The following is a 25,743-nucleotide window of genomic DNA, read 5'->3' as shown; positions in this document are numbered from 1 at the left end:
AGTTCTTACTTAATCTTTTATCGACATGAAGAAGTATAAACCCTTATTAACAGCTATTTTATTAGCTTTCGTTGTCCAGTTTGCAGCCGGGCAGCAGTTTAAACTTATCCCGTCAGGATACTTCCAGAACAAAGGAGTAGACGTAATGGCATTTGATGACATCTATCCGGAAGGCCATCAGGGAGGCGTTAGCCTGATCATGCACGGAAACCGTGTGGGTACAAACGGAGACATCCGCTTTGAGCCTACCCCCGGACAATGGCAGCCTGTTCCCAAACAGAACGACCGGAAGGTGGATGCTTCGGCTAATACCATAACAGCCTTCCTGAGCTATCCCGATTCCTCTCGCCACCTGACCGGATTTAATCCGATGATCTATCCGGATATGCAGTTCAACTATACCGTAACAGTGAAAGGCGAAGGCAATGCTGTCGTAGTAACAGTAGACTTAGATCGTCCCATTCCATCGCAATTCATAGGCAAGGTAGGTTTCAACTTCGAGCTATTCCCGGGTGCTTTATTCGGCAAAGCCTGGATCATGGATAAGCAGACAGGGATCTTCCCTCAGCAGCCAAACGGTCCTACCTTATCCGAAAAGGCAAATCATAATCACGCAGGGAATTTCAACCCCGAAGGGAAAGCCAGTGCTAAACATTTGGCAGGAAAAGGCTATAGCCCAATCATTGCCGATGATATCATAGCCGAACCCTATGCTGTAGGAAAGCGTTTCACCGTTCGTCCCGATGATCCTTACAACCGTTTCACAATTGAATCGAAAGGAACAGATCTTAAACTCTTTGACGGCCGCATGAACCACAACAACGGATGGTTCGTTGTACGTAGCGAGATAGCTGCCGGAGCCACCAAAGAAGCGATCAAATGGGTTATTACTCCCAATGTCGTAGAAGACTGGTTGTACACACCGATAGTGCAAACGTCACAATTAGGTTATCACCCGAATCAGCCCAAAGTAGCAATCATAGAATTGGACAAGCGGGATACGAAACGTGAGAAACCGATTCTTTATCGTATTACGGATAGCGGAGAAAAAGAAGTAACAACTGCTAGCGGTAACGAATGGGGGCAATTCCTTCGTTACAACTATGTAAAGTTTGATTTCTCGGATGTAAAAGAAGAAGGACTCTATCAGGTAAAATACGGCAATTCCTACTCAGCTATCTTCCGCATAGCTAAGGATGTGTACGACAGGGGAGCTTGGCAACCGGTGCTGGAGTATTTCCTTCCGGTGCAAATGTGCCATATGCGCGTCAACGAGAAGTATCGTGTATGGCATGGCCATTGCCACGCAGATGATGCACGGATGGCGCCTGTTAACTTCAACCATATAGACGGTTACGTACAAGGTCCTTCTACTTTGACTAAATACAAACCGGGCGATGTAGTCCCCGGACTGAACATCGGAGGTTGGCACGATGCGGGAGACTTCGACCTGCGGGTAGAATCACAAGCCGGGGAAACCTATATCCTGGCACTGGCCTACGAAGCCTTTGGCGTAGATTACGATGCAACATCCATAGACCAGATCAACCGGATTACGGAAATTCATCAACCAGACGGCAAAGCCGACATGCTGCAACAGGTAGAAAACGGCGCTTTAAGCGTTGTAGGCGCATACCGGGCATTGGGACGTTTGTACAGAGGTATTATCTGTAACGATCTTCGCCAGTATGTATTGCTGGGCGATGCAATGACCATGACAGACAATGTAATTGGCAACGAAGACGACCGCTGGGTATTTACAGAAGACAATCCCTTCCGTGAGTTGAGTACTTCTGCACACTTAGCCGCAGCAGCCCGCGTATTGAAAGGCTTCAACGATACATTGAGCATCCAATCGCTGGAAGCAGCCCGTGAAATATACAAGGTAACCAAGGTTACAGACAGAGTAAAATCGGCCAAAATACAGGCTGCAACAGAACTATACATCGCTACAGGAGACAAGGAATACAAAGATTACCTGCTCTCTGAAACCGATTATATTGTAAAAAACATCGGACGCATCGGCTGGTTCATCGGACGTGCCGAAAAGAAGATGAGCGACAAAAAGTTCACCAAAGCAGTACGTGAAGCCCTGACAGGATTCCGTGCCGAGCTAGAAAAACAAGGAGCCGAAACACCTTACGGCATACCGTATCGTCCACACATCTGGGGCGCAGGCTGGAACATCCAATCCTTCGGATATCGTCACTACTTCCTGCATACCGCTTACCCGGATATATTCAGTTCAGACTTTGTCTATAATGCTTTGAACTTTATTCTGGGATGCCACCCCGGCACTAATACATCATCTTTTGCTTCCGGTATAGGCGCAAGATCGGCCACTGTAGGCTACGGTCTAAACCGCGCAGACTGGTCGTACATCCCGGGAGGTGTTGTGTCTGGTACGGCTTTGATTCGCCCCGATTTCCCTGAACTATTGGAATTCCCCTTCCTCTGGCAGCAAGTAGAGTATGTAATGGGAGGAGGTTCTTCACATTATATGTTCCTCGTACTGGCAGCTCAACAGTTACTATCTAAGTAATATAACTCTCAAATAAAAAGATCCCGTCTCGGCATGAAACGGGATCTTTTTATTTATTATAATCTCTTAATCACTTCTCCTCTACAATAGCCACATCCCAAGGCGCGATATGAAGAAGCTCATTTGCATTTACACTTTTACCTGATAATACATCTTTCCCTGACGAATAAGGATATTTAATCTCCTTTGTTTTATCGCTATAATTAAACAGATAATGGATCGTTTTCCCTTGTTGGTTGATGCCGGAACGCATGATTACAGGAAACGTTACACAATCGGAGGTAATGATATCGGCCTTTACCGCTACCCGGCGGATTACTTTGTCTAACAACTCCTGAGAAGGATATGTCCCGATATAAGTCAAGGATCCTTTACCGTAAGTATTTTCAGTGATTACCGGCCATTTACCAAAGAAAGGATGATCAGCATATGCCAGGGGAGTAGCTGTTTCTGTAACTAGAAATTCATACCAATCACTGATCTGGTCTTTTTCATTCAGTTCAAAAGGATGATCTTTCAGTGACATATTGTCGATAGTAGAATACTCCTGATAGTAGAATCCGCAGGCATTGCGCAATGGGCCGGGAGCCAAGGCTGTCCTGACTGCCGAATGTTCGTTACAGTAGCCGCTCTTGTGCATCATAAGCACATGTCCTCCTCCTTTCACAAACGCGTCGATACTGGCTAATAACTCATCGGTTGCCACATATAACGGGGGAATCACCAACATGCTGTATGCAGAGAAATCCGTCCATTTATCACAGGGAACGATATCCGTTTCTATGTTTTGCATATACAATGCCTTGTGCACGCTATTGACAGGATAGTTATCTTTGTACGTGTATGGCATAAAGTTTAATGCGTGGTAAGAGTCATGGCTATACAAGATAGCAACTTTGTTTTTCTTCTTCAGATTAACCAGTTTGCTTCCTATCTTTTTCAACTCTTCTGCCGTTTCCTTAAACTCATTATACACCCTGTTTGGCTCCAGGTCGTGCCCTAACACGCCTCTCCAGTACGTTTCCTGTCCATAGTGCAGCGTAGCCCAATGCCAGTATTCTACCATATTTGCCCCGGAGGCGTAATGGCTATATACGTTTTGGCGCAATTGCTTGTCATAAGGCGGACGTTGATTGCGGGCATCCCAACCGATTCCTTGCGCATTCGTCTCCATGACAATATAGTTGTCTTTTGCAGCAGTCCTCATAAAATCACCGGAGTATGCGATCCACTGCCCGTCTTGTTTGTCCTGCACATCGTGATAAACGTTGATTGCAGGATACTGCATTTTCTTGAAACTCTCTACCTGGTCGACATTATGAAAAGCAGGCATAAAACAATGGGTTACAAACTGGTCGGCACGTTTATACTCGTTTACTATATCACATTGCCAGCTTAGGAAATCAGCTACCATTTTACGATTATAACGTTCCCACTCATTCTTATAGGAAGGATTCGTTACCCCGTCGCGTGTATAGAACTCTTCCCAGGTATTGATATTCATGCCCCAGTAGTTCATACCCCATTCCTTAGTCAGCAGATTCAGGTCATTGTTAAACCGATCCTTCATATAATTCCGGAAGCCCACGAAATAATCTCTGTTATTGATCCCTCTTGCCTCTATCTCATTATCCACCTGATAACCGATTATAGCCGGATGCTTTGCGTATCGTTCCATCATTTTCCGGATGATACGCTCGCTGTAAAACTTAAAGGTCGGATTTGTAAAGTCCATATTCTGGCGGATACCATAATAGGCCTTATTCCCTCGTGTATGCTCAGCCAAGACCTCCGGATGTTTGTGGGTCAACCAGGCCGGCATGGAATAGGTAGGTGTTCCAAGTATCACCTTAATGCCCGCTTTATGCATCTTATCTATGATGGTATCCATCCACTCAAATTCAAATACCCCTTCCTGCGGCTCAAAGATGCCCCATGAGGATTCACCTACGCGAACGACAGACAATCCACAATTTTTCATCATCTGAATATCTTTATCCAAACGCTCGGATGGCATATACTCATGGTAATAGGCCGCTCCGTAGAGGACATTGTCAAACTTGTACTGCGCAAGTATAGAAAAGGAAACAACGAGTCCCAAAAGTGTAGTGAAAATTTTCTTTTTCATAATAATATAGCTTGTTTTAAATGTATGAGACATAATATTAAATTCAGGAAATGAAAAATCAGAACCGCTTGGTATATCCGTGACAATAGGGTAATGTGCCCTTGCGGGTATAATAGTTCTGATGATAATCCTCCGCAGGCCAAAATACAGTGGCAGGCGTTAGTTTAGTGGCTACTTCAAAGCCCTTGTCTTTTAACAGGGCGATCAGTTTTTCGGCGATCTGCTTCTCTTCATCCGTGGAATAGAATACTTCCGAGCGGTATTGCTCACCCATATCCGGCCCTTGGTGATTCACATGCGTAGGGTCGTGAATCTCAAAGAAGCGCCTGGCTAAGGTTTCATAGTCAGTCTTTGACGGATCATACGTTATCCTGACTGCTTCGGCATGGCCGGTGGTGCCGGTACAAACTTCTTCGTAAGTCGGGTTTTCTTTCGTTCCACCGATATAACCTGACTCTACACTGATTACTCCCGGCAGCTGTTTCATATAATACTCCACACCCCAAAAGCATCCTCCGGCAAAGATTGCCGTATCTGTCTTCGTGTCTTTACTCATAATTGATTACCTTTAAAAATCAACAAACAAAGTTATAAAAACTCTGCATATTCCGCTCATTATTTATCCCGTCGAACAAAAATTTCATCCCGATGAGAAAAAATTCTCACATGGATGAGAAAAAGTTCTCATGCGGGTGAGAAAAAATTCTCATCGGGATGAAACTTTTGTTCTTTTTCATACTTTTGTCATATGGCTGGCAAGCAGGAAATAATACAAGATGAGGTATTAGGCGCAATAATCATTAAAATAAACCCTCGGGCTAAACGGTATTCTCTGAGGATAAAGAACGGAGCTATCACAGGCACGATACCTCCGGGCGGAACGTTAGATTCCATGATCGCCTTTATAAAAAACAACCGCCAGAAACTAATTCTGGCCCTACAGCAACATCCTGTCAAAAGAAACATATTAAGCGATACGACAGAGTTGCAAACCAATACTTTTAAGCTGCATATTTTCCGCACGGAAAGGACTAACTTCTACATGAACCTAAAAGAAGGAATCCTGTACATAGCCTGCCCCAACGAAACAAACTTTGACGATGAACAGGTACAAGACCTCCTGAAAAAGTTCGTAGAGCAAGCGCTCCGCCACGAGGCTAAAAGAATACTCCCCAAACGTCTGATGATATTGGCTCAACAGCATAATTTCAGTTACTCAGGCGTGCGGATCAACAACAGCAAAAGCCGCTGGGGAAGCTGCAGTAGCCGCAAAAACATCAACCTCTCTCTTTCCCTCATGCTCCTACCCGACAAACTCATCGACTACGTACTACTCCACGAACTCTGCCACACCAAAGAAATGAACCACAGCGACCGCTTCTGGTTACTCATGGATATAGTCACCAAGAACCAAGCCCTCGCCCTCCGCAAAGAGTTGAAAGAATATAAGATGCTGTAAGCTTCTGGGTTTTTTCGTCTGGCGTTTATTCTCCGATACGGCTCTTCAAATCCATACTGCCGTGTAGAATCCTCACGATCTCGACTTCATCCTGCGAAATCACCCGATAAAATATAATGTGTTTGTTAGCTATAAAGCCGTATAAGCTTTCCGATATTTCTTCATAGTTCTTGCCCAAGGCCGGGTTATCGGCAATATCCCGGCAGAGTTCAATCAGCATTCGATAATACAAGTCTGCTTGCCTTTCCGACCAGGTTTTCACCGTGTAATTCCAGATGTTAGATAAATCCTCTACCGCCTTATTGGTAAACCGGTATTTAGCCATTCCGCCTTTGCGCTTTTAAAGATTGCAAATGCTTTTTAGGGTCGAAACCTATGGCGGTTCCGCTATCTATTCCCTCTTGAATGGCAGTTCTTAATGCCATTGTCCGGTTCTCTTCCTCTTCCAGCAATCTTAATCCAGCACGAATAACTTCGCTGGCATTCTTGTAGCGGCCTTGTGAAATCCGGCTCTCCACAAAGTCCTCAAAGTAGTTGCCTAATGCTACCGATGTATTTTTTCTCATTGCTCTCATTTTTTACAAAGTTACCAATTATTGGTAAGACGACAACTGTTTTACTATTTTTATTGTCACTTCTAAAAAAGGAATTAACAAATATATTTTTCAACTATATTCCGTACCTTTGTATTCTATATTAAGAACAAAGGAATGGAAAAACAATTCAAAAGAACGCTGATTACTACTGCATTGCCTTATGCTAATGGGCCCGTACATATTGGGCACTTAGCCGGAGTGTATGTACCTGCTGATATTTATGCCCGTTACCTTCGCCTTAAGGGGGAAGAAGTTTTAATGATCGGAGGCTCGGACGAGCACGGAGTACCTATCACTATCCGGGCAAAGAAGGAAGGCGTTACACCGCAGGACATTGTGGATCGGTATCATTACATCATAAAGAAATCGTTTGAAGACTTCGGTATCACTTTTGATATTTACTCTCGCACCACTTCCAAGACGCATTACGATACTGCTTCGGAGTTTTTCCGCATCCTGTTTGACAAAGGCGAATTTATCGAAAAAACATCGGAACAATATTATGACCAAGAGGCCAAGCAATTCCTGGCCGACCGCTATATAACAGGCAAATGTCCGCATTGCAGCAACGAGAATGCTTATGGCGACCAATGCGAGTCGTGTGGTACCTCATTAAACCCGACAGACCTGATTAATCCCAAATCAACAATCAGCGGAAGTATTCCCGTGATGCGAGAAACCAAACATTGGTATCTGCCACTGGATAAATGGGAACCTTCTCTGCGCCAATGGATATTGGAAGACCACAAAGAATGGAAAACCAATGTTTACGGGCAATGTAAAAGCTGGTTGGATATGGGGCTTCAACCACGTGCCGTAAGCCGCGACCTGGACTGGGGGATTCCCGTTCCCGTAGAAGGAGCCGAAGGTAAAGTGCTGTATGTATGGTTTGACGCACCGATTGGCTACATTTCCAATACCAAAGAATTACGTCCCAACGACTGGGAAACCTGGTGGAAAGACCCGGAAACGAAGATGGTTCACTTTATCGGAAAAGACAATATCGTATTCCATTGCATCGTATTCCCCGCCATGCTGAAAGCAGACGGTAGCTATAATCTGCCGGAGAATGTACCGGCTAATGAGTTCCTGAATCTGGAAGGCGACAAGATATCTACCTCCAGAAACTGGGCGGTATGGCTGCATGAATACCTGGAAGATATGCCGGGTAAGCAGGATGTGTTGCGCTATGTATTAACGGCCAATGCTCCGGAAACAAAAGATAACGATTTCACCTGGAAAGACTTTCAGGCAAGAAACAACAATGAGCTGGTAGCCATTCTCGGTAACTTCGTAAACCGCGCATTGGTTCTCACCTGGAAATACTTCGACGGAAAAGTGCCTGCCATAGCAGAACTGACAGATTACGACCGGGATACCTTAAAGGAATTTGCAGACGTAAAAGCAGACGTTGAAAGGCTATTAGACACCTATCATTTCCGCGAAGCACAGAAAGAAGCCATGAATCTGGCCCGGATCGGTAACAAATACCTGGCAGATACAGAGCCTTGGAAGCTAGCAAAAACAGATATGGATCGGGTAGCTACGATTATGAACATATCATTACAGATCACAGCAAACCTGGCGATTGCCTTTGAACCTTTCCTTCCTTTCAGCATGAAGAAACTAAACGAGATGCTGAACGTAGAACCTTTGGGATGGGATCGGCTGGGATCGACTGACCTGTTAGCAGCAGGACATCAATTCAAAGAAGCTGAGTTGTTGTTTGAGAAAATTGAAGATGAAGTGATCGAAGCACAAGTGCAGAAGTTGCTTGACACAAAGAAAGCGAACGAAGAAGCCAATTACACAGCTAAACCCATCCGCGAAACCGTTGAATTCGACGATTTCACCAAGTTGGACATCCGCGTAGGTACGGTATTGGAATGTACCAAAGTGCCGAAAGCCGACAAACTATTGCAATTCCGGATAGATGACGGTTTGCAACAGCGCACTATTATATCAGGTATCGCTTCGTTCTATCAGCCGGAAGACTTGGTAGGCAAGCAGGTCTGCTTCATTGCCAATCTGGCGCCGCGCAAGCTAAGAGGAGTCACCTCCGAAGGAATGATTCTTTCCGCAGAAGACGCCGATGGCAAACTAGCAGTCATCATGCCGGAAAAAACAGTTAAACCGGGCAGTGAAGTAAAATAAATTTATAAAAAAGAGGCTTTTTGTAATACGAAAAGCCTTTTTTCTTTAATATTCCGAAAATATCCATATTTTTGTATGCAGTATCTACATATCTCACTATGAGCCGTTAAAAGCAATACAGCATGAACAGGCAAATGGAAATAACTTTTGACGATAAAATTCAGATGGTTGATTTGCAGACGCAATATCTCCGTTTGAAGCAGGAAATAGACGCGGGCATTCAAAAAGTATTAGCCGAAGCACAGTTCATCAATGGTCCTCAGGTACAAAGCTTCGCCACCCACCTTGCCGATTATCTGGAAGTACCTCATGTTATTCCTTGTGGCAACGGAACAGATGCCATTCAAATCGCATTAATGAGCCTCAACTTTCAGCCCGGAGACGAAGTTATCGTTCCGGCTTTTACGTATGTAGCGGCAGCTGAAACGGTAGCTATGCTAGGCTTGAAGCCTGTTTTAGTTGACGTAGATGCAGACACCTTTAATATAGACGTAAGTCGCATAGAGCATGCCATTTCACGGCAAACCCGGGCGATTATCCCCGTACATCTTTTCGGACAAATATGCGACATGGAAGCGATTTTACGTATTGCCGATAAGTATAATCTTTATATCATTGAAGATAATGCTCAGTCGATAGGAGCTTCTTATACCTTTTCATCGGGAAAAACAGAAAAGGCCGGAACAATCGGACACATAGGGACCACCTCTTTTTTCCCTTCGAAGCCGCTGGCTTGCTACGGCGACGGAGGAGCCATAATAACGAGGCATGAATCATTGGCAGAACACCTCCGCAGCATAGCCAATCATGGGCAGGAAAAGAAATACCAACACAAACTGGTAGGATGTAACTCCAGACTGGACACACTACAAGCTGCCATATTGGATGTAAAGCTCAAATACCTGAATGAGTTTACACAAAGCCGCATAGCCGTTGCCGAGCGCTACAACGAGGCCTTCAATCGTCTGCCCGACATTATTACACCTTACAAGCCAGCCTATACTACGCATGTGTATCACCAGTACACAATCAAAGTAAAGAACGGGAAACGAGACGCCTTGCAAGCCTTTCTGAAGCAAAAAGGAATCCCGACAATGGTATACTACCCTATCTCATTAGACAAGCAGGAAGCCTTCCGGGTATACGCCCGCAAAGCCGGAGACCTGAGAAATGCCAATGGATTGACCGAGACAGTCCTCTCGTTGCCCATTCACACTGAAATGAGAGAATACATACAGGAGTATATCATTGAACAGGTAATAAAATTTTTCAGGTAGATCAAATAGAATGAATAAACTGACCCGATTGCTGAATCAACCTCTCCCACTCGTTAATAATCGTTGGCAGGTAGTATTAATTGCCTCTCTACTTGTTTTCTTTGTTTTGGGTATATTCCAGCCTTTTGGTATGGATCGCCTCCTTGAAAAGAACTATATCTACTTGTTGGGATTCACATTGGTTACAGCTATAGGAACTTCTATTATCGTATATCTCTTTCCTTTGATATTCAAACGATTTTATTCCGACAACTGGACGATCGGAAAGAGTATACTGAACATGTTTATCATTGTATTAGTCATCGGCCTGGGGAATACGATCTATTTCTTGTTGGTTGTTGATAGTAGTATATCTTTCACCTGGGGAAATATCTTAAGAATGGGCCTGCTCTATCTTATGTTCACATTCTTTGTTGCCCTCATACCACAGACTATCATTACATTTATACAGTATAACCGCTCCTTGTCACAGAACTTACAGGAAGTACAGGAGTTAAACCAAAAGCTATCCGGAAAGATTATCCCTCAGCAGAAGACATACACTTCAGAACTAATCACACTTTCCGGCAACACGAAGGACTCCATAGAACTACATCCCGAACAACTTATCTACCTCGAAGCATTCGGCAATTACGTCAAAGTAAACTATATAGAAAATGAAACGGTTAAACAAAAACTTCTGCGAGCTACCATCAAACAGATCGAAAATCAACTAAGCGCTACCCCTTTCATCATCCGATGCCATCGCGCCTTCCTGGTCAACACCAACCACATTTCATCGGTAAAAGGAAACTCACAAGGCTATCGCCTCCTATTTGACTACCCCACAGAAGAAGTCCCCGTCTCCCGCGCCTACGCAAAAGAAATCCGGGAAAAGATATAACGTCATTCATCACAAAAGCTGTGACAGATGGCGTTTTCATCGTCATTTGTCACATAGCTTCTCTGTTTATCCCACTTATTTTATGGGGTGGTTTGAGACCTTTACATTTGCAGCAAACAATTATTTTTTGCTGTTATGAGACACTATTTTATTTTCTTCTTTTTTCTGTTTATCGGGATAGCAAAACAGGTATCGGCGCAATGTACGATTCAGGGGATTGTCACTGATGAATCTTCCCTCCCCTTAGCCTATGCTAATGTATTTATTAAAGAGACGTTGGAAGGGGCAAGTAGTGATGAAGAAGGGAAGTTTAGTTTTCAGACAAACGCATCCGGCAGTGTTACACTTTCTGCGATGATGTTGGGATACGAAACATATAGCCAGACACTGCAACTACCGCTTTCATCGTCTGTTCATATCAAGATGCGTCAGACGAATGTATCTTTAAATGAAGTAGAGATAGTAGCCAGCAGCTATCAGTTAAACGGTAACAGCCAATGGAAAAAGATGAATGCCGTTGACTTGGTAACTACCGGAGGCTCTGTAGGCGATTTATACAATTCCATCGTCACATTACCCGGTACACAGGTAAATGCTGAAAGCGGGAAACTTTTTATACGAGGAGGGGAAAGCCGCGAAGCACAAACATACATAGACGATATGCATGTGTTAAACCCTTATACTACAAGCGGCGAGAACGAGCCGGTGCGCGGACGCTATTCACCCTTTATGTTTGAAGGAATGACGTTCTCCTTGGGAGGATACGACCCGGAATACGCGCAAGGACTATCAAGCGTATTGCCTCTCAGCACGAAGGACGAAAGCCCGATAAATAAATACGGTGTAAATGTTTCATCCGTAGGCTTCGGTGGTGGAGGGACAAAAGCCTTTTCAACAGGTTCTGCTTCTCTCAACCTGGACTACCAGAATTTAGGTCCTTATTACAAGATATTTCCCAGCCGGTACGACTGGATAAGCCCATACCAGAAGTTCTCGGGAGGTACACAGCTCAGGTATGAGCCAACGGAGAGAAGCCTTGTCAAACTATACGCAGGCTATGATTATACGCAATTTGAAGAGCGCTTGAAGGATCGACCTCTTCACCTGAAAGAGAATAATTATTACCTGAACACGACCTACAGAAACGAATTAGGCAATGGGTACAAATTATTTGCCGGAGCAGCTTTCTCTTTCCGCAAGCAGCAAGTAAATGGAGCAAGCATCCCCAACGATTTCTTCGACATCAAAGAGTGGGAAATCCATTTGAAAACCAAACTGAATAAACGCTTCTCTAACCTTTTCAAATTACAGGCAGGAATGGAGTCCATGATCCGTTATTTCGGCTCCGGATACACGTTTTCGGAGAAGGAGACATCCATTAGCCAGAGCGGGCATATCGACCATTCCATCCATGCACTGTTTGCCACCGGTAGTTTTTATCTCTCCGACAAGTTTAATGTTGCCGTCTCATCCCGCGCGGAATATACAACGATCAATAAAGACTGGAACTACACACCTCGTTTAGCCTTTAATTACGGACAGAACGATTTCTATCTATCTGCTATAGCAGGCCGGTACACTCAGCTTACAGAAAACGATTATATGTTACAGAATAGGGCGTTAGCGTCCGAGAACTGCTGGCATTACATCTTAGGAGGCTATCATCAAAAGAACGAACGGGTATATCGCCTCGAAGCCTATTATAAAAAGTACGACAAACTAGCAAGCATTGAAAATGGAGTATTGAATGCTTCGGGGGATGGTTACAGCAAGGGGATCGATGCTTTCTTCTATGATGCAACCCTGATCAAAAGGCTGGAATACCGATTGTCTTATTCATTAAACTATTCCGAAAGGAAATACAGGAATTATCCGGTAAAGGATATACCACAGTTTGCATCCCGTCATAACGCATCCCTGTCTCTTAAATATAATATTCCGGGGATGAAAAGTATTATCGGGATAACCAACCGTTTTGCCAGCGGACGCCCCTATCACAATCCGGAAAAGGAAGGATTCATGAATGCCCGGACGCCCTACTACAACAGCCTTGATGTAAGTTGGACATTCCTGGCTCACAAGAAACTAATCGTCTTTGCCTCGGCATCTAATATACTGGGAAGGAAAAATATCTTCAATTATACCTCTTCGGGAGAAGCAATGACAAATGCTTCCCGAAACTTCTTCTTCATTGGTGTATTTATCACCCTGGGAGGAAACACGGCTTATGATGTGTCTAACTTTTAAAATAATAAGAAAATGAAAAAGTTTGTATTTATTTATGTGTGTATTATGGCAGTAAGTTTAGTATCAACAAACACTTACGCCCAGAATGATGTCCCGCAACAACAACTGGCAGCAGCCGTATCCCGCCTGGATACTGCACGCACGGCTAAAGAACTGCAGGAGGTTCGTAACTTATTTCAGCGGATCAGTATCAATTATCCGTCAGACTGGATGGCTGCTTATTATCTGGCTTATACCAATATTAATATTTTCTTCAGGGAGGATAATCCTGCTACCAAAAAGCAACTGATAGAAGAAGCCAGGATGTACCTTGACAAGATAAAGAGGGAGAAAGGTTTATCTGTTGAAATCCGTTCCGAAATCAGCACCTTAAGCGGTTACTCGTATTACGCGCTGATGTCTGTAGACCCTCAGACAAATGGTCCGAAGTATTCAAGCCACGTTGTTTCAGCCTATGCTGAGGCATTGAAGCTAAACCCCAACAATCCACGCGCTATTCTTCTGAACGCCTATTTTCAGCAAAGTCTATCCTCTTTTATGGGTGGCAGCTATACTTCTTTTGAAAGCGACAAAGAAAAGGCTAAACTACTTCACGAACAGGAAAAGAAAGACACTCCTATACCTCACTGGTGGGTAGAAATAAAGATGTGATACGGAAGTAATCAGGAACACTTGAGTGAACGACCCAGCTTTAAAACAGTTGTTTTGCTGATATTATTCAGTTCACACAGTTTACCTACTGTTATACCATACTTTTTAGCAATAGCGCCTAAGGTATCGCCGGCCTGAATACGATGGTAAACGGTTTCATCACTTCCGATCTTTGAAGTGCCCTCTACAACGATTGTCTTTGTAGACTTGGCAGCAGAGGCGGAAGTGGTTTCTTTTTTCGTTTCTTTAGGTGAATCAGCGGTTGCCGTAGCCTTTCCTATTCCGCAACGGATCGATTGACCGATACGAAGAGTAGATGTTGGTTTCAAACCGTTCAAACGGCAAAGTTCACCAACTGTCGTTCCGTACTTACGGGCAATAGCACCTAAGGTATCACCTGATTTTACACGATGATAAAGTAGCTGATTGGTAGAAGACGTATAGATATTGGTACTGCGTCCGTTGACCTTAAGATTACGGAAGACATATAAATCCTTGTGGGGAACACCTGCTTCAAAATCAACGATTTCAGACGGATCGATGTCTTTTCCTAAAAAACGGGTTTCAAAATGAAGATGCGAACCGGTAGAACGTCCGGTATTTCCGCCTAATGCGATCGGATCTCCGGCGCGAACAATATCATTTACATCTACAATAAACTTAGACAAATGTCCATAAACCGTTTCCAATCCGTTGGGATGACGAACAACCAGGTAATTACCATAGCCGCGACGTTCAAAACTGCGAATACGAACCTTTCCGGCAAAAGCAGCACGAATGGTATCTCCTATCTGCACTTTCAAATCAATCCCTCTGTGCATACGGCGACGACGAGGCCCATATTTGGACGTTACCTTCAAATCACAGTCAACAGGGAGTATAAATGTAGAACAATCTATTTCGCACGAATCAGGAAAAGTAATATTGGAAGAAGCAAACTTGTAAGGATCTACCCAGCGATTATCCCAATTTGAACCGTACAGTTCATCAGCAGGAAAAAGTAAATCTTCCTCTTCTTCAATGAGGATTTCTTCCAACGTTGCTATTTTCTCTAATGCTATATCTGTTTTTATGACCCGGTCTGCCATTAACTCGGACACATGTTCATCCAGCAATTTGGGATTAACATCTTGCCCTGCAATTTGAAAAGTAGGGGTAATAATAGCGCAAAATATATATAAAAGTAGTAATCGTATATTCATTTTTATCAATTATTCAGTCGAGTGTTTTCATGATGGACGGGCAAATATCAGAAAAATCATTAAAAATACAATACTTCTCATGTGAAAATTTCACAAAAGAAGCCAAAACGATATCGAAAAAAGGTAAATTGATAACAAAACTTATAGCTCATCAACTAATCATTCCCCAATTTGTCTTTTTCTCGAAAAGAACAGAGAGTCTTTTTCTTAGGATGGCGTGTGAGCATTCTGAGAGATTAGGATCAAGATTTAAAACGTCTTGTGCTACGTCTCGTGCGTATTGAAGGATTTGTCCGTCTGAGCTCAGACTGGCTATTTTCAGGTCAATGCCTATTCCGCTCTGACGGGTACCTTCCAGGTCGCCATGCCCGCGCATTTTCAGGTCGGCTTCAGCTATTTCAAAGCCATTGCTCGTTTGCACCATGATCTCCAGGCGCTTCCGGGTTTCGTTACTTAGTTTATAGGAGGATACCAGGATGCAATATGACTGCTCGGCTCCACGCCCTACCCGTCCGCGAAGTTGATGAAGCTGCGACAGTCCGAAGCGCTCGGCGCTTTCTATCACCATCACAGAGGCATTCGGCACATTCACCCCTACTTCAATTACGGTTGTAGCCATCAATATCTGGGCTTCACCCGATATAAACTTCTGCATTTCGGCATCTTTCTCTGCGGCTTTCATCCGTCCGTGTACCATACAAACGGTATACTCGGGGAATACCTCCTTAAATACATCAAAACCTTCTTCGAGATTTTTATAGTCGAGTTTCTCGCTCCCTTCAATTAGCGGATACACCACGTAAACCTGCCTTCCCAGCACAATTTCTTTTCGCAGAAATTCATACAGCTCCTTCTTTTTATTATCGTAGCGATGAAGGGTAAGTACCGGTTTTCGCCCCGGTGGCAGTTGATCGATAACAGACACATCCAAGTCTCCGTACAAGGTCATAGCCAACGTACGCGGGATAGGAGTAGCCGTCATAACAAGAACATGCGGAATAGTCGTATTCTTCTTCCAGAGTTGTGCCCGCTGCTCTACGCCAAAACGATGTTGTTCATCTACGATAGCCAATCCCAAGGACTTAAAAACAACTGTTTCTTCAATCAGTGCATGTGTGCCGATCACAATATCTATTTCTCCGGCAGCAATAGCCGGCAGTATTTTGTCGCGTTCTTTCTTCTTAGTTGAACCGGTAAGCAAAGCCACCCGGACATTCATATCCTTCAGAAATTCCATTACCGTAACCAGGTGCTGATTAGCGAGAATTTCCGTAGGTGCCATCATGCAAGCCTGATAGTTATTATCGATAGCCAGTAACATAGCCAGCAAAGCCACTAAGGTCTTACCACTGCCCACGTCCCCTTGCAAGAGGCGGTTCATCTGCCTGCCGCTCCCCATATCGCCACGTACCTCGCGTACTACACGCTTTTGGGCATCCGTCAGTTCAAACGGAAGATAATCTTTGTAAAACGTATTAAAATGCTCTCCTACCGTAGAGAAGACCAAGCCTTTCAGTTTCAATTTGCGATAGGCAGCCGTTTGCAGAATATTCAGCTGAATATAGAACAGCTCTTCAAACTTCAGCCGTAGCTGAGCCTGTTTTAAGGCTGCTGCAGATTCCGGGAAATGGATATTCCGTATAGCTTCGGAACGAGATACCAACTTCGTTTTCTGCAGTACATCCGCCGGAAGTGTTTCCGGGAGTTCCCAGTTCAGCATCGATAGCAAGGTGTATTGCAAACCCTGGATAGTTCGGGAGTTCAGAAAAGATTTTTTCATCTTTTCTGTCGTATTATAGTAAGGGGTTAAACCACCGGATACCTGCCCGGCCTGATCTACCGAATCTATGTCCGGATGGGCGATATTACAAGTATGTCCAAAGGCCGTAGGTTTCCCGAATACAATATATTCTTTGCCTATAACATATTTGTCTTTCACATAAGCAATCCCTTTAAACCAGACTAGCTCTATCGTGCCGGAGCCATCTGTAAAGCGAGCCACCAGACGCCTCGTCCTCCCCTCGCCCAGGGTTTCAAACGACAAAATACGGCCCTTCAACTGGATGTAAGGCATCCCTTCATGAATCTCTGCCACTCTATAAAAGCGGCTTCTGTCTACATATCGGTAGGGGAAATAGTATAATAAATCCTCGAAGGAAGAAATGTCCGCTTCTTTCTTAAGCACTTCCGCTTTCTTCGGGCCAACGCCCGGAAGATAGGTAATAGAGCGTTTGTCGATATCAATTACGGGCTTTTCCATCCGCAGATATAGCATATGCTTCAGCTATCAGCAAATCAAAAGGGGTAGTAATTTTAATATTTTCCGGGTTCCCAGCCACTAGGCTAACGGGAATCCCCATAACTTCTACAACCGAAGCATCATCTGTAAAGGCTGGAGTATAAGGCTGACGATAGGCTTTCAGCAATATCTCCGACTGAAAAACCTGGGGTGTTTGTACAGCCTTGTACTGTTCACGGTTTACCGGATGACTGCTCGTAACGTCTTCTCCTATTTTGCGAATGGAATCCACAATCGGCACAACCGGCACAGCAGCTCCTTTTAATGCCGCTTCGGCAAAGCAATCTTCTATCACCTGAAGCGAAACAAACGGCCTTACTCCATCGTGTACAGCAACCAGTCCGCCTTCTTCAACCAGTGACAAACCGTTCTGCACAGAATGGAAACGGGTTTCTCCTCCGCTAACTATCTGATGCGAAATACAGCAATCCAACTCCTTACACAACATATTCCAATATGGCTGATGGTCTTCGGGCAGAACCAATACAAGACTGACCGAAGCATCCCATTGATAAAAGCGTTCAAGGGTATGCATCAGCACAGGACGTCCCTGCAGAGGGATAAACTGCTTAGGCAGATCACCTCCCATACGCAAGCCCTTACCTCCGGCTACTATCAGCACATAGCGTTTCATTATTCAAGCTCTTCCAGTACTTTTTTTACTTCTTCATCCACTTTATAAAGCTTGTCTTTACAAAGCTTGATCAGGCGGGTTGCTTCTTTCACTTTTTCGGAAAGAATGTCTACATCCAACTCGCCATTCTCTATATCTGCTACAATCTTACGCAGCTTTTCTACTGCCTCTTTGTATGTTTCTACTTTTTCCGACATATCTTGATATTATTATAAAACCTTACTCTTCACCTCTCCATCTACAAATCGGGTGGTTACTTCATCACCCGAAGCAAAGGAAGCGGCACGCTTCATGATCTTCCCATCCTTCAGTGTCAGGCTATAGCCTCTTTTCAACACATAGTCGGGAGAGACCATCTTTACGAACTGTTCTGTCAGCTGCAAAAAGCGGTTGTTTTCTTCTATTTTCGTTAGGGTCTGCTGGCGTAGCTGATTCTGCCAGCCAAGCAGTTGGTTGTTGTGCCGGTTGATCAGTCCGGTAGCGGCTACCGGCAATTTGCCACCCAATGCATGTAGCTGGGAGCGATTCCGCTCAATACGGTTTGACACAACGGAAGGCAGCTTGGCAGTCATCAACTGCAAGCGATTCTTTTCCTGTAATAACTGATCAACAGAAAGCCCTAACAGCAACTGTTGTAGTTCATCTACCTCCTCTGCCGCCTTATCCATGCAACCTATCAGGAACTCGGCAACGGCTGTAGGTGTCTTCATACGGGTATGCGCTACCATATCCAATACCGTATCATCCCGTTCATGACCAATTCCTGTGATGAGTGGAAGCGGGAATTGTGCACAATTAGCGGCTAGCAGATAGGAGTCGAAGCTATTCAAATCAGAGGTAGCTCCTCCCCCTCTGATAATCACCGCCACATCAAACAAATCGCTATAGCGGTTGATTTTATCTAAGGCCTCTATAACAGAGGCTTCCGTTTTATCCCCCTGCATAACAGCCGGGAATAATTTGGGATAAAACGGGTATCCGGCTTTATTTCGCATCAACTGGTTCAGGAAATCTTCATACCCGGCAGCAGTAGGCGAAGTAATAACAGCTATCCGGAGGGGCAAAACAGGGAAAGGTAGCTCTCTGTTCAAGTCAAAAACACCCTCTTCCTTCAACTGCCGGACTATCTCCATCCGCTTACGAAGCATATCTCCCAGTGTATAAGTCGGATCAATATCCAACACATTCAGACTGAAACCATACAATTCGTGAAACTCTACCGACACCTTCACCAAAACCTTCAGGCCTGAGGCAAATAACTGTCCGGTAGACTGTTCAAAGTAGGGCTTAAGCATCCGGTATGTTTTCGCCCAGATCGAAGCTCTTGCTTTGGCAACCAACTGTCCGCTTTCGCTCTTTTCTACAAACTCCAGATAGCAATGTCCGGATACATTGGCCCGCACATCGATCATCTCTGCTCTAACCCAGCAAGAAGTGGCAAACGAACGGTTTATCACCCCTTTTATCCGGTTGTTCAATTCAAGCAAAGAAAGCTCTTCCCGGTTTGTTTGATTATTTATTCCGAACATTCCGCAATTCAGTTCTTAACACTTTATATACATCGGGAATACCATATCCCAGTTCAACATCAGGCCGTTTATATTGCGTAGAGGAGTGCTGCAGCAAAGCGATCAGATCAGTATTACTCAGCCAGGGAAGCGCCTGCCACAGGCAAATACCCAAGCCTGCCAGGATAGGCGTAGCAAAGGATGTTCCATTGCCGAAACGTACATTGCCGCTAGCGTCTATCACTGTAGCTCCGGTTCCCAAGGCTACAACATCCGGTTTTACACGCACATCAGCCGTAAAGCCGACAGAGCTGAAAACGCTCTTCTTTTTTTCTCCGGTAACAGAGCCTACCGTCAGTACATTTCTGGCATCAGAAGGGAATGTTATTTTCCCCCACTGTCCGGCTCCTTCATTCCCGGCACTGATAAATAATAAAATACCTTTATCTGCTGCCATTTCCGCAGCCCGGCTTATAAATGCCGTCCGCCCATCCAGCATGGACGGGTCATAGCTCAACTCTTCTCTGTCAAACGTAAAATAGCCCAACGAAGAGTTAATCACCTTTACCCCTACACTATCGGCAAATTCGGCAGCTGCCACCCAGTAGTCTTCTTCAACAGGGTATTCCGATCGTCCGTCTTCACTCTTTATCAGCCAATAGGAGGCTTCGGGAGCCGTACCCACCATAATGCCCGGTGCATTGGCTGCCAGGCACGATAATACCTTCGTCCCATGTTCATCATCTGTAAATACGCTTTTGCCCGGCGAGACAACGTTATATGTACCTAAGAGATCTAACGAATGAAAGACCGACAAGCGATCCACATTCATAAAACCGGCATCAATAACAGCTACCTGAATTCCTTTTCCGCGATAGCCTGCTTCATGCAGCTTAAGGCCGTTTAGCATCTCTATTTGTTTTTCCGCATACCCATAGGTAGTTTTCAAGGCTTGGTCTTCAGGAAATAAGGAAGATGTATCGCGTGGCTCTTCCGTATGTTCCATGGGTGTCCCTTTCCAGACCCACTTCACAGAGTCAACAATCGTAAGCCCTTTCAGGCGTTCAACCAGCAGACTATCCTTAGCAGACACCACAACAGTAGACAGCCAGCGGCTTTGCACAACGAGACAGGCACCAACCGAAAGAAGCGTATCCAGATAGGCTTCTGCAATAGGCAAGTCTGACTCGTCAACAGATTTCCCCTCTCTCAGTCGCCGGTCGATAGCGGCTTTCGACAAAAAAGCTTCCGGGTTATCCAATGTAAACCCTGAATCGCCCTTATCTTTCAAATAAACCCGGAAACAAAAACTTTCACCGCTCAGCGCTTCAAGAGAAAAGAAAAGACAAAGAATCAAAAGGCATTGGCGTATAATCATTTCCCTCTTATTATTCGAAAGAATCAACAATAGGGATCTCACGTTTCACACTCTGACGTAGCGAGATCAACGTTTCCGTAGCTGTTACTCCGGGAATCTCCTGTATGTGTGAGTTGAGCAGCTCCATCAGATGTTCATTGTCGCGAGCATATAATTTGATCAACATTGTATAAGGTCCTGTTGTAAAGTGACATTCTACCACTTCCGGAATTTTTTCAAATGCAGGCACCACATCCTTATACATAGAACCCCGTTCCAATTTCACCCCTATATATGTGCAAGTGTTAAATCCCAGGCTTTTTGGATTGATCTGATATCCTGAACCTGTGATTACATTCATATCAATCATCCGCTGCACACGCTGATGTATAGCTGCACGAGAGACGCCACAGTCTTCTGCAACATCTTTAAAAGGGATACGGGCATTCTTTGAAATAATATTAAGTATTTGCCTGTCCAATTTGTCTATTTTCTCCATTTTCGGTAGCTTTATTGTTAACATTAGATTTGTTTAGATATCAAAAGTATAGAATAATTTTGAATCGCATATCATATTGAAAGGAAAAAGTAGATAATAAATAATAAAAGCGGGGAAAACATGCTAAAAAACATGATTTTCCCCGCCTGATATAACTTTTTGTCAGTACTGATTGCTTACTTTACAATCTCAAGCAATTCTACTTCAAACTTCAATACGCTTCCCGGTTTGATCTGCTGTCCTGCACCACGATCACCATAAGCCAGGTCAGAAGGAATCCAGAAGATATATTTTGAACCAACCGGCATAATTGCAATACCTTCAGTCCATCCTTTGATAACACCGTTTAGTGCAAACTCAGCAGGTTCGCCACCGGCATGATCAAAAGAGCTATCAAACTTGGTTCCATCCAGTAATGTTCCGGTATAATGTACCTTTACAGTGCTTTCAGCAGTTGGCTTTTCGCCTGTACCTTCGGTAATTACCTGATACTGCAAACCGCTTTCTGTTGTGATAACGCCTGATTTTGTTTTATTTTCTTCCAAGAATTTCGCACCTTCTTCTTTTACTTTGTTCAGTTCTTTTGTCTGAGCTTGCATAAAGTAGGTTTGAATATAATTTTGAGCGTCTGCAACAGACATTTTGTAGCTGGAAGTGTCATTTTTCAGTCCAGCTTCAAAAGCTGCCAATAACAAATCAACATCAATCGGCTCTCCCGGAACGGTTCCCAGATTTTGTCTGAAACCATCACCATTCAAAACGCCTAATGCGTAGCTTGCGCTATCTACATCACTTTTCAATGTTACATTTTTCTTAGAGTCGCAAGATGTTGCAGATACACCTATGGCAGCAACTGCCACGGCAACTAATACACTAATTTTCTTCATTGTTTTATACATTATACATTATACTATATCTAATAATTCCACATCAAAAATCAGGGTACTGTTCGGCTCGATACTATCACCGGCTCCCCGTTCACCGTAAGCCAGGTTGGAAGGAATAAAAAGCCGCCATTTGGAACCTGTTTCCATCAGCTGTAAAGCTTCCGTCCAGCCGCTGATAACCTGCGAAACGCCAAATACGGCAGGTTCGCCTCTTTGTACCGAACTGTCAAAAACCGTTCCATTGATCAATGTTCCGTGATAATGGCATTGCACTTTATCGGAAAGCGTAGGTTTGGCTCCCGATCCTTTCTTTAATACTTCATACTGCAAGCCACTGGCCAAGGTTGTTACTCCTGCTTTCTCCTTGTTTATAGCAAGAAACTCTTCACCTGCCTGCTTATTCAGCTCCAGTCTTTCTTTCTGCAACTTCACAAAATAATCATTGATAACCTGTTTTGCTTCTTCATAATCAATGGCCGGAGTTGAATCACTCAATACATCCTGTAATCCTTTTACAAAATCGTCGACCTGAAGATCTTTAATGCCTGAATTCTGGAAATTATTTCCGATGCTTAAACCCAAGGCATAACTTACTTTATCCATTCTTTTTCTTTTTCAACTATTTATGCGGCACAAAAGTAATGCTTTTACCAATACAACAGTCATTTCTTTCACTCTTTTTTACAAAAATCCATCCAGAAGTTAACCCAAACGTTTAAAAAAAAGACCGGCATACTTCCCGTAAAACGACTCTTACTTTTGGTTGCCGATATATGTCGGCAATATTGCCCATAATTATCAACAATTCTGCCGATAATTATCAACAGGCTTGCCGACATATATCGGCAACCAAAAACAAGCATTAAAAATCAGGCGTTATTTTCAATATGCTACTATTTTCCGTAGCTTTGTAATACATTCTAAATAACAGTAGGGCATATGAAAAAATTAGTGGTTCTTACAGGTGCGGGAATGAGCGCTGAAAGCGGCATTGCTACCTTCCGCGATTCGGACGGACTTTGGGAAAAGTACCGGGTGGAGGATGTAGCTACCCCGGAGGCTTTTGAGCGGAGGCCGGAGGTAGTCCTTGAATTTTATAACCAACGCCGCCGGCAATTACTGGAATGTAAACCCAACGAAGGACATTACGGACTGGCCGCTCTGGAAGAGCATTTCGACGTACAGATCATCACTCAGAATGTAGACAACCTGCACGAACGGGCCGGAAGTAGCCGGGTACTCCATCTGCATGGCGAACTGATGAAGGCCTGCTCGGTAAAAGACCTGAACACCACCTATGATATCCCTGCCGATCAGCCGGATATCCACCTGGGGGATAAAGATCCGTATGGAAACCAGCTACGCCCTTTCATTGTGTGGTTCGGAGAGGCGGTTCCTATGATAGAGCCGGCCATTCACCTAGTGGAACAGTCGGATATTCTCGTAATTATCGGCACTTCACTCAATGTGTATCCTGCTGCCGGACTACTCAACTATGCCCGCAATCAACCGATCTACCTGATCGACCCGAAAGAGGTAAGCACCCAGCGCCGGGATGTCCAGTTCATCCGGGCAGGAGCATCGGAGGGAGTAAAAGAACTTACAAAACTTTTAAAAAACCTACAATAAATGGCTAAACAACATGTCTTGAAAACGATTCTTTCGTTAGCTCTCTTCACTATTCTTGTTACTGAAATACAGGCACAACCAGTAGCGGCATCTACGTATTGTAATCCGCTGAACCTGGATTATACCTACATGATTTATAACTCAGACCGAAACCTGTCCTATCGTTCGGGCGCCGACCCGGCAGTGGTTCGTTTTAAAGGAGAATACTATATGTTTGTCACCCGTTCGATGGGATACTGGCATTCAACGGATTTGTTGAATTGGACATTCATCGAACCAGGCAGGAATTGGTATCCGCAAGGCTGTAATGCCCCTGCAGCACACAATTATAAGGACTCCCTATTGTATGTAACGGGCGACCCTTCGGGCGCAATGAGCATCTTATTTACCGATAACCCCAAGAAAGGAGACTGGCAGGCTACTCCCGCCATCCTACATGATTTGCAAGACCCTGATTTATTTATAGACGATGACGGGCAGGCGTATATGTTTTGGGGCTCGTCTAATGTATATCCCGCACGGGGAAAGAAACTGAATAGAAACGACCGCTTCCTGATAGAAGGAGAAACGGTAGAGTTGTTTGGTCTGGATATGGCCAAACATGGCTGGGAACGCTTTGGTGAAAATCATTCAGACACTGTACTGGGCGGCTATATGGAAGGTCTGTGGCTTACCAAACATAATGAGACATACTATATGCAGTATGCTGCTCCGGGCACAGAATTTAACGTGTATGCCGATGGTGTTTATACGGCTAAGCATCCCCTTGGACCTTACACCTACGCGCCGAACAACCCGGTTAGCTACAAGCCCGGAGGCTTTATGAACGGAGCCGGGCATGGCAGTACATTGATTGGCCCGGGCGGGAATTACTGGCATTTTGCATCCATGTCTTTATCTGCTACAGTAAACTGGGAGCGAAGGCTTTGTATGTTTCCTACTCATTTTGACAAAGACGGTCTGATGTGGTGCGATACGTATTTTGGCGATTATCCTCATTATGCTCCGGCAAACGGGAAGCCCGGCGAATTTACGGGTTGGATGTTGCTTTCGTATAACAAACCGGTAAAAGCCTCTTCATCAGTAGGAGAAAACACCCCATCAAATTGCGCAGACGAAGCATGCAAGAGCTTTTGGCTGGCAGAAAGCACGAGTGATAAAGAATGGCTGGAGATAGACTTGGAGCATCCGGCATCTGTATATGCCATACAGCTAAACTTCCATGACTACCAATCCAGCATGTACGGACGTATCCCAGGTTTACGCCATCGCTACCAGATAGAAGGCTCGCTTGACAGAAAGGAATGGGTGATGCTTTCAGACCGGCGCGATAGCTTCAAAGATACGCCTAACGATTATGTAGAATTAGGCATCCCTGCACGCGTCCGGTATATTCGCTACAAACAGATAGAGGTACCGACGCCCCATCTGGCTATTTCAGGCCTTCGGGTATTCGGGAAAGGCGAAGGAAAAGCCCCTTCAGCAGTGAAAAAATTCAGTGTTGTACGCCAAAGCGACCAGAGGGATGTTATGCTTACCTGGGAAAAGAAAGATAGCTGCCAGGGATATAATATCCGCTGGGGAATTGCTCCGGATAAGCTATATAGCTCATGGCTGGTTTACAGCGAAAATGAGTTGTTGCTTAAGAGTCTGACTGTCGGGCAAAGCTATTATTTTTCGATAGAAGCCTTCAATGAAAACGGGATTTCGGAACTGCTGAAGCCGGTTTTCGTTCCTTGATTTTCTACATATAAAGACAAAAGAGCAGAAAGAAGCCCTTGCTAATGTGCC

The 25,743-nt window shown here is 44.4% G+C and carries 21 protein-coding genes and 1 pseudogene; 9 read left to right on the top strand and 13 right to left on the bottom strand.

Annotated elements, in window-relative coordinates; all coding sequences use genetic code 11:
- The first annotated feature begins 25 nt into the window (after positions 1-25).
- Positions 26-2,542, top strand: coding sequence for a glycoside hydrolase family 9 protein (locus tag M2470_RS03115; protein ID WP_280743433.1), 2,517 nt, complete (start codon positions 26-28; stop codon positions 2,540-2,542).
- Between the two features lie 70 nt (positions 2,543-2,612).
- Here the strand turns inward: M2470_RS03115 and M2470_RS03110 are convergent, their stop codons facing one another.
- Complete coding sequence (locus M2470_RS03110; protein WP_280743434.1) at positions 2,613-4,670, bottom strand: beta-galactosidase; 2,058 nt, start codon at positions 4,668-4,670, stop codon at positions 2,613-2,615.
- Between the two features lie 58 nt (positions 4,671-4,728).
- Positions 4,729-5,208: pseudogene (gene msrA / locus M2470_RS03105) on the bottom strand (peptide-methionine (S)-S-oxide reductase MsrA); the annotation flags it as partial.
- A 210-nt stretch (positions 5,209-5,418) separates the two neighbouring features.
- Here msrA and M2470_RS03100 point away from each other — a divergent pair.
- Positions 5,419-6,129, top strand: coding sequence for a SprT family zinc-dependent metalloprotease (locus M2470_RS03100; protein ID WP_280743435.1), 711 nt, complete (start codon positions 5,419-5,421; stop codon positions 6,127-6,129).
- Between the two features lie 25 nt (positions 6,130-6,154).
- On the opposite strand, the gene M2470_RS03095 is transcribed toward M2470_RS03100, so the two are convergent.
- A complete protein-coding gene (locus tag M2470_RS03095; protein WP_280743436.1) occupies positions 6,155-6,454 on the bottom strand; it encodes a type II toxin-antitoxin system RelE/ParE family toxin in 300 nt (99 codons plus the stop codon).
- Entirely contained in the window at positions 6,447-6,695 is a 249-nt protein-coding gene (locus tag M2470_RS03090; protein WP_280743437.1) for a type II toxin-antitoxin system ParD family antitoxin, read from the bottom strand. Before M2470_RS03090 ends, M2470_RS03095 begins: the two co-directional genes overlap by 8 nt.
- A 129-nt stretch (positions 6,696-6,824) precedes the next feature.
- On the opposite strand from M2470_RS03090, the gene metG reads away from it, so the two are divergent.
- The 5 genes from metG to M2470_RS03065 all read left to right on the top strand — a co-directional run bounded on the left by metG (position 6,825) and on the right by M2470_RS03065 (position 13,937).
- Complete coding sequence (gene metG, locus M2470_RS03085; protein WP_280743657.1) at positions 6,825-8,879, top strand: methionine--tRNA ligase; 2,055 nt, start codon at positions 6,825-6,827, stop codon at positions 8,877-8,879.
- Between the two features lie 122 nt (positions 8,880-9,001).
- On the top strand, positions 9,002-10,156 hold the full coding sequence (locus M2470_RS03080) for a DegT/DnrJ/EryC1/StrS family aminotransferase (protein WP_280743438.1): 1,155 nt from the start codon (positions 9,002-9,004) through the stop codon (positions 10,154-10,156).
- 10 nt (positions 10,157-10,166) lie between these two features.
- On the top strand, positions 10,167-11,039 hold the full coding sequence (locus M2470_RS03075) for a LytTR family DNA-binding domain-containing protein (RefSeq protein WP_280743439.1): 873 nt from the start codon (positions 10,167-10,169) through the stop codon (positions 11,037-11,039).
- A gap of 135 nt (positions 11,040-11,174) precedes the next feature.
- Complete coding sequence (locus tag M2470_RS03070; RefSeq protein ID WP_280743440.1) at positions 11,175-13,286, top strand: TonB-dependent receptor; 2,112 nt, start codon at positions 11,175-11,177, stop codon at positions 13,284-13,286.
- A gap of 12 nt (positions 13,287-13,298) precedes the next feature.
- On the top strand, positions 13,299-13,937 hold the full coding sequence (locus M2470_RS03065) for a hypothetical protein (protein WP_280743441.1): 639 nt from the start codon (positions 13,299-13,301) through the stop codon (positions 13,935-13,937).
- Between the two features lie 11 nt (positions 13,938-13,948).
- On the opposite strand, the gene M2470_RS03060 is transcribed toward M2470_RS03065, so the two are convergent.
- The 9 genes from M2470_RS03060 to M2470_RS03020 all read right to left on the bottom strand — a co-directional run bounded on the left by M2470_RS03060 (position 13,949) and on the right by M2470_RS03020 (position 22,926).
- Positions 13,949-15,139: a LysM peptidoglycan-binding domain-containing protein gene (locus M2470_RS03060; protein ID WP_280743442.1), complete on the bottom strand. Its 1,191-nt coding sequence runs from the start codon at positions 15,137-15,139 to the stop codon at positions 13,949-13,951.
- A gap of 151 nt (positions 15,140-15,290) precedes the next feature.
- Complete coding sequence (gene recG / locus M2470_RS03055; protein ID WP_280743443.1) at positions 15,291-17,399, bottom strand: ATP-dependent DNA helicase RecG; 2,109 nt, start codon at positions 17,397-17,399, stop codon at positions 15,291-15,293.
- Positions 17,380-18,072, bottom strand: a complete 693-nt coding sequence (locus M2470_RS03050; RefSeq protein WP_280743444.1) for a 2-C-methyl-D-erythritol 4-phosphate cytidylyltransferase — start codon at positions 18,070-18,072, stop codon at positions 17,380-17,382. Before M2470_RS03050 ends, recG begins: the two co-directional genes overlap by 20 nt.
- Entirely contained in the window at positions 18,072-18,269 is a 198-nt protein-coding gene (xseB, locus tag M2470_RS03045; RefSeq protein ID WP_280743445.1) for an exodeoxyribonuclease VII small subunit, read from the bottom strand. Before xseB ends, M2470_RS03050 begins: the two co-directional genes overlap by 1 nt.
- 12 nt (positions 18,270-18,281) lie before the next feature.
- A complete protein-coding gene (xseA, locus tag M2470_RS03040; protein WP_280743446.1) occupies positions 18,282-19,601 on the bottom strand; it encodes an exodeoxyribonuclease VII large subunit in 1,320 nt (439 codons plus the stop codon).
- On the bottom strand, positions 19,585-20,958 hold the full coding sequence (locus tag M2470_RS03035; RefSeq protein ID WP_280743447.1) for a S8 family serine peptidase: 1,374 nt from the start codon (positions 20,956-20,958) through the stop codon (positions 19,585-19,587). Before M2470_RS03035 ends, xseA begins: the two co-directional genes overlap by 17 nt.
- 10 nt (positions 20,959-20,968) lie before the next feature.
- Entirely contained in the window at positions 20,969-21,436 is a 468-nt protein-coding gene (locus M2470_RS03030) for an Lrp/AsnC ligand binding domain-containing protein (RefSeq protein WP_280743448.1), read from the bottom strand.
- A 176-nt stretch (positions 21,437-21,612) separates the two neighbouring features.
- Positions 21,613-22,323 carry an FKBP-type peptidyl-prolyl cis-trans isomerase gene (locus M2470_RS03025; RefSeq protein WP_280743449.1) on the bottom strand — a complete coding sequence of 237 codons (711 nt, stop codon included), beginning with the start codon at positions 22,321-22,323 and terminating at the stop codon, positions 21,613-21,615.
- An 18-nt stretch (positions 22,324-22,341) separates the two neighbouring features.
- Entirely contained in the window at positions 22,342-22,926 is a 585-nt protein-coding gene (locus M2470_RS03020) for an FKBP-type peptidyl-prolyl cis-trans isomerase (RefSeq protein WP_280743450.1), read from the bottom strand.
- A gap of 336 nt (positions 22,927-23,262) precedes the next feature.
- Between M2470_RS03020 and M2470_RS03015 the strand changes: the two genes are divergently transcribed.
- Positions 23,263-23,952, top strand: coding sequence for an NAD-dependent deacylase (locus M2470_RS03015; RefSeq protein ID WP_280743451.1), 690 nt, complete (start codon positions 23,263-23,265; stop codon positions 23,950-23,952).
- Entirely contained in the window at positions 23,953-25,692 is a 1,740-nt protein-coding gene (locus M2470_RS03010; RefSeq protein WP_280743452.1) for a family 43 glycosylhydrolase, read from the top strand.
- Positions 25,693-25,743: the final 51 nt, after the last annotated feature.

It is taken from the genome of Parabacteroides sp. PH5-46, from assembly GCF_029892785.1.
In the GTDB taxonomy this organism is placed as follows: domain Bacteria; phylum Bacteroidota; class Bacteroidia; order Bacteroidales; family Tannerellaceae; genus DFXE01.
This window is presented reverse-complemented; position numbering and strand designations above follow the sequence as displayed.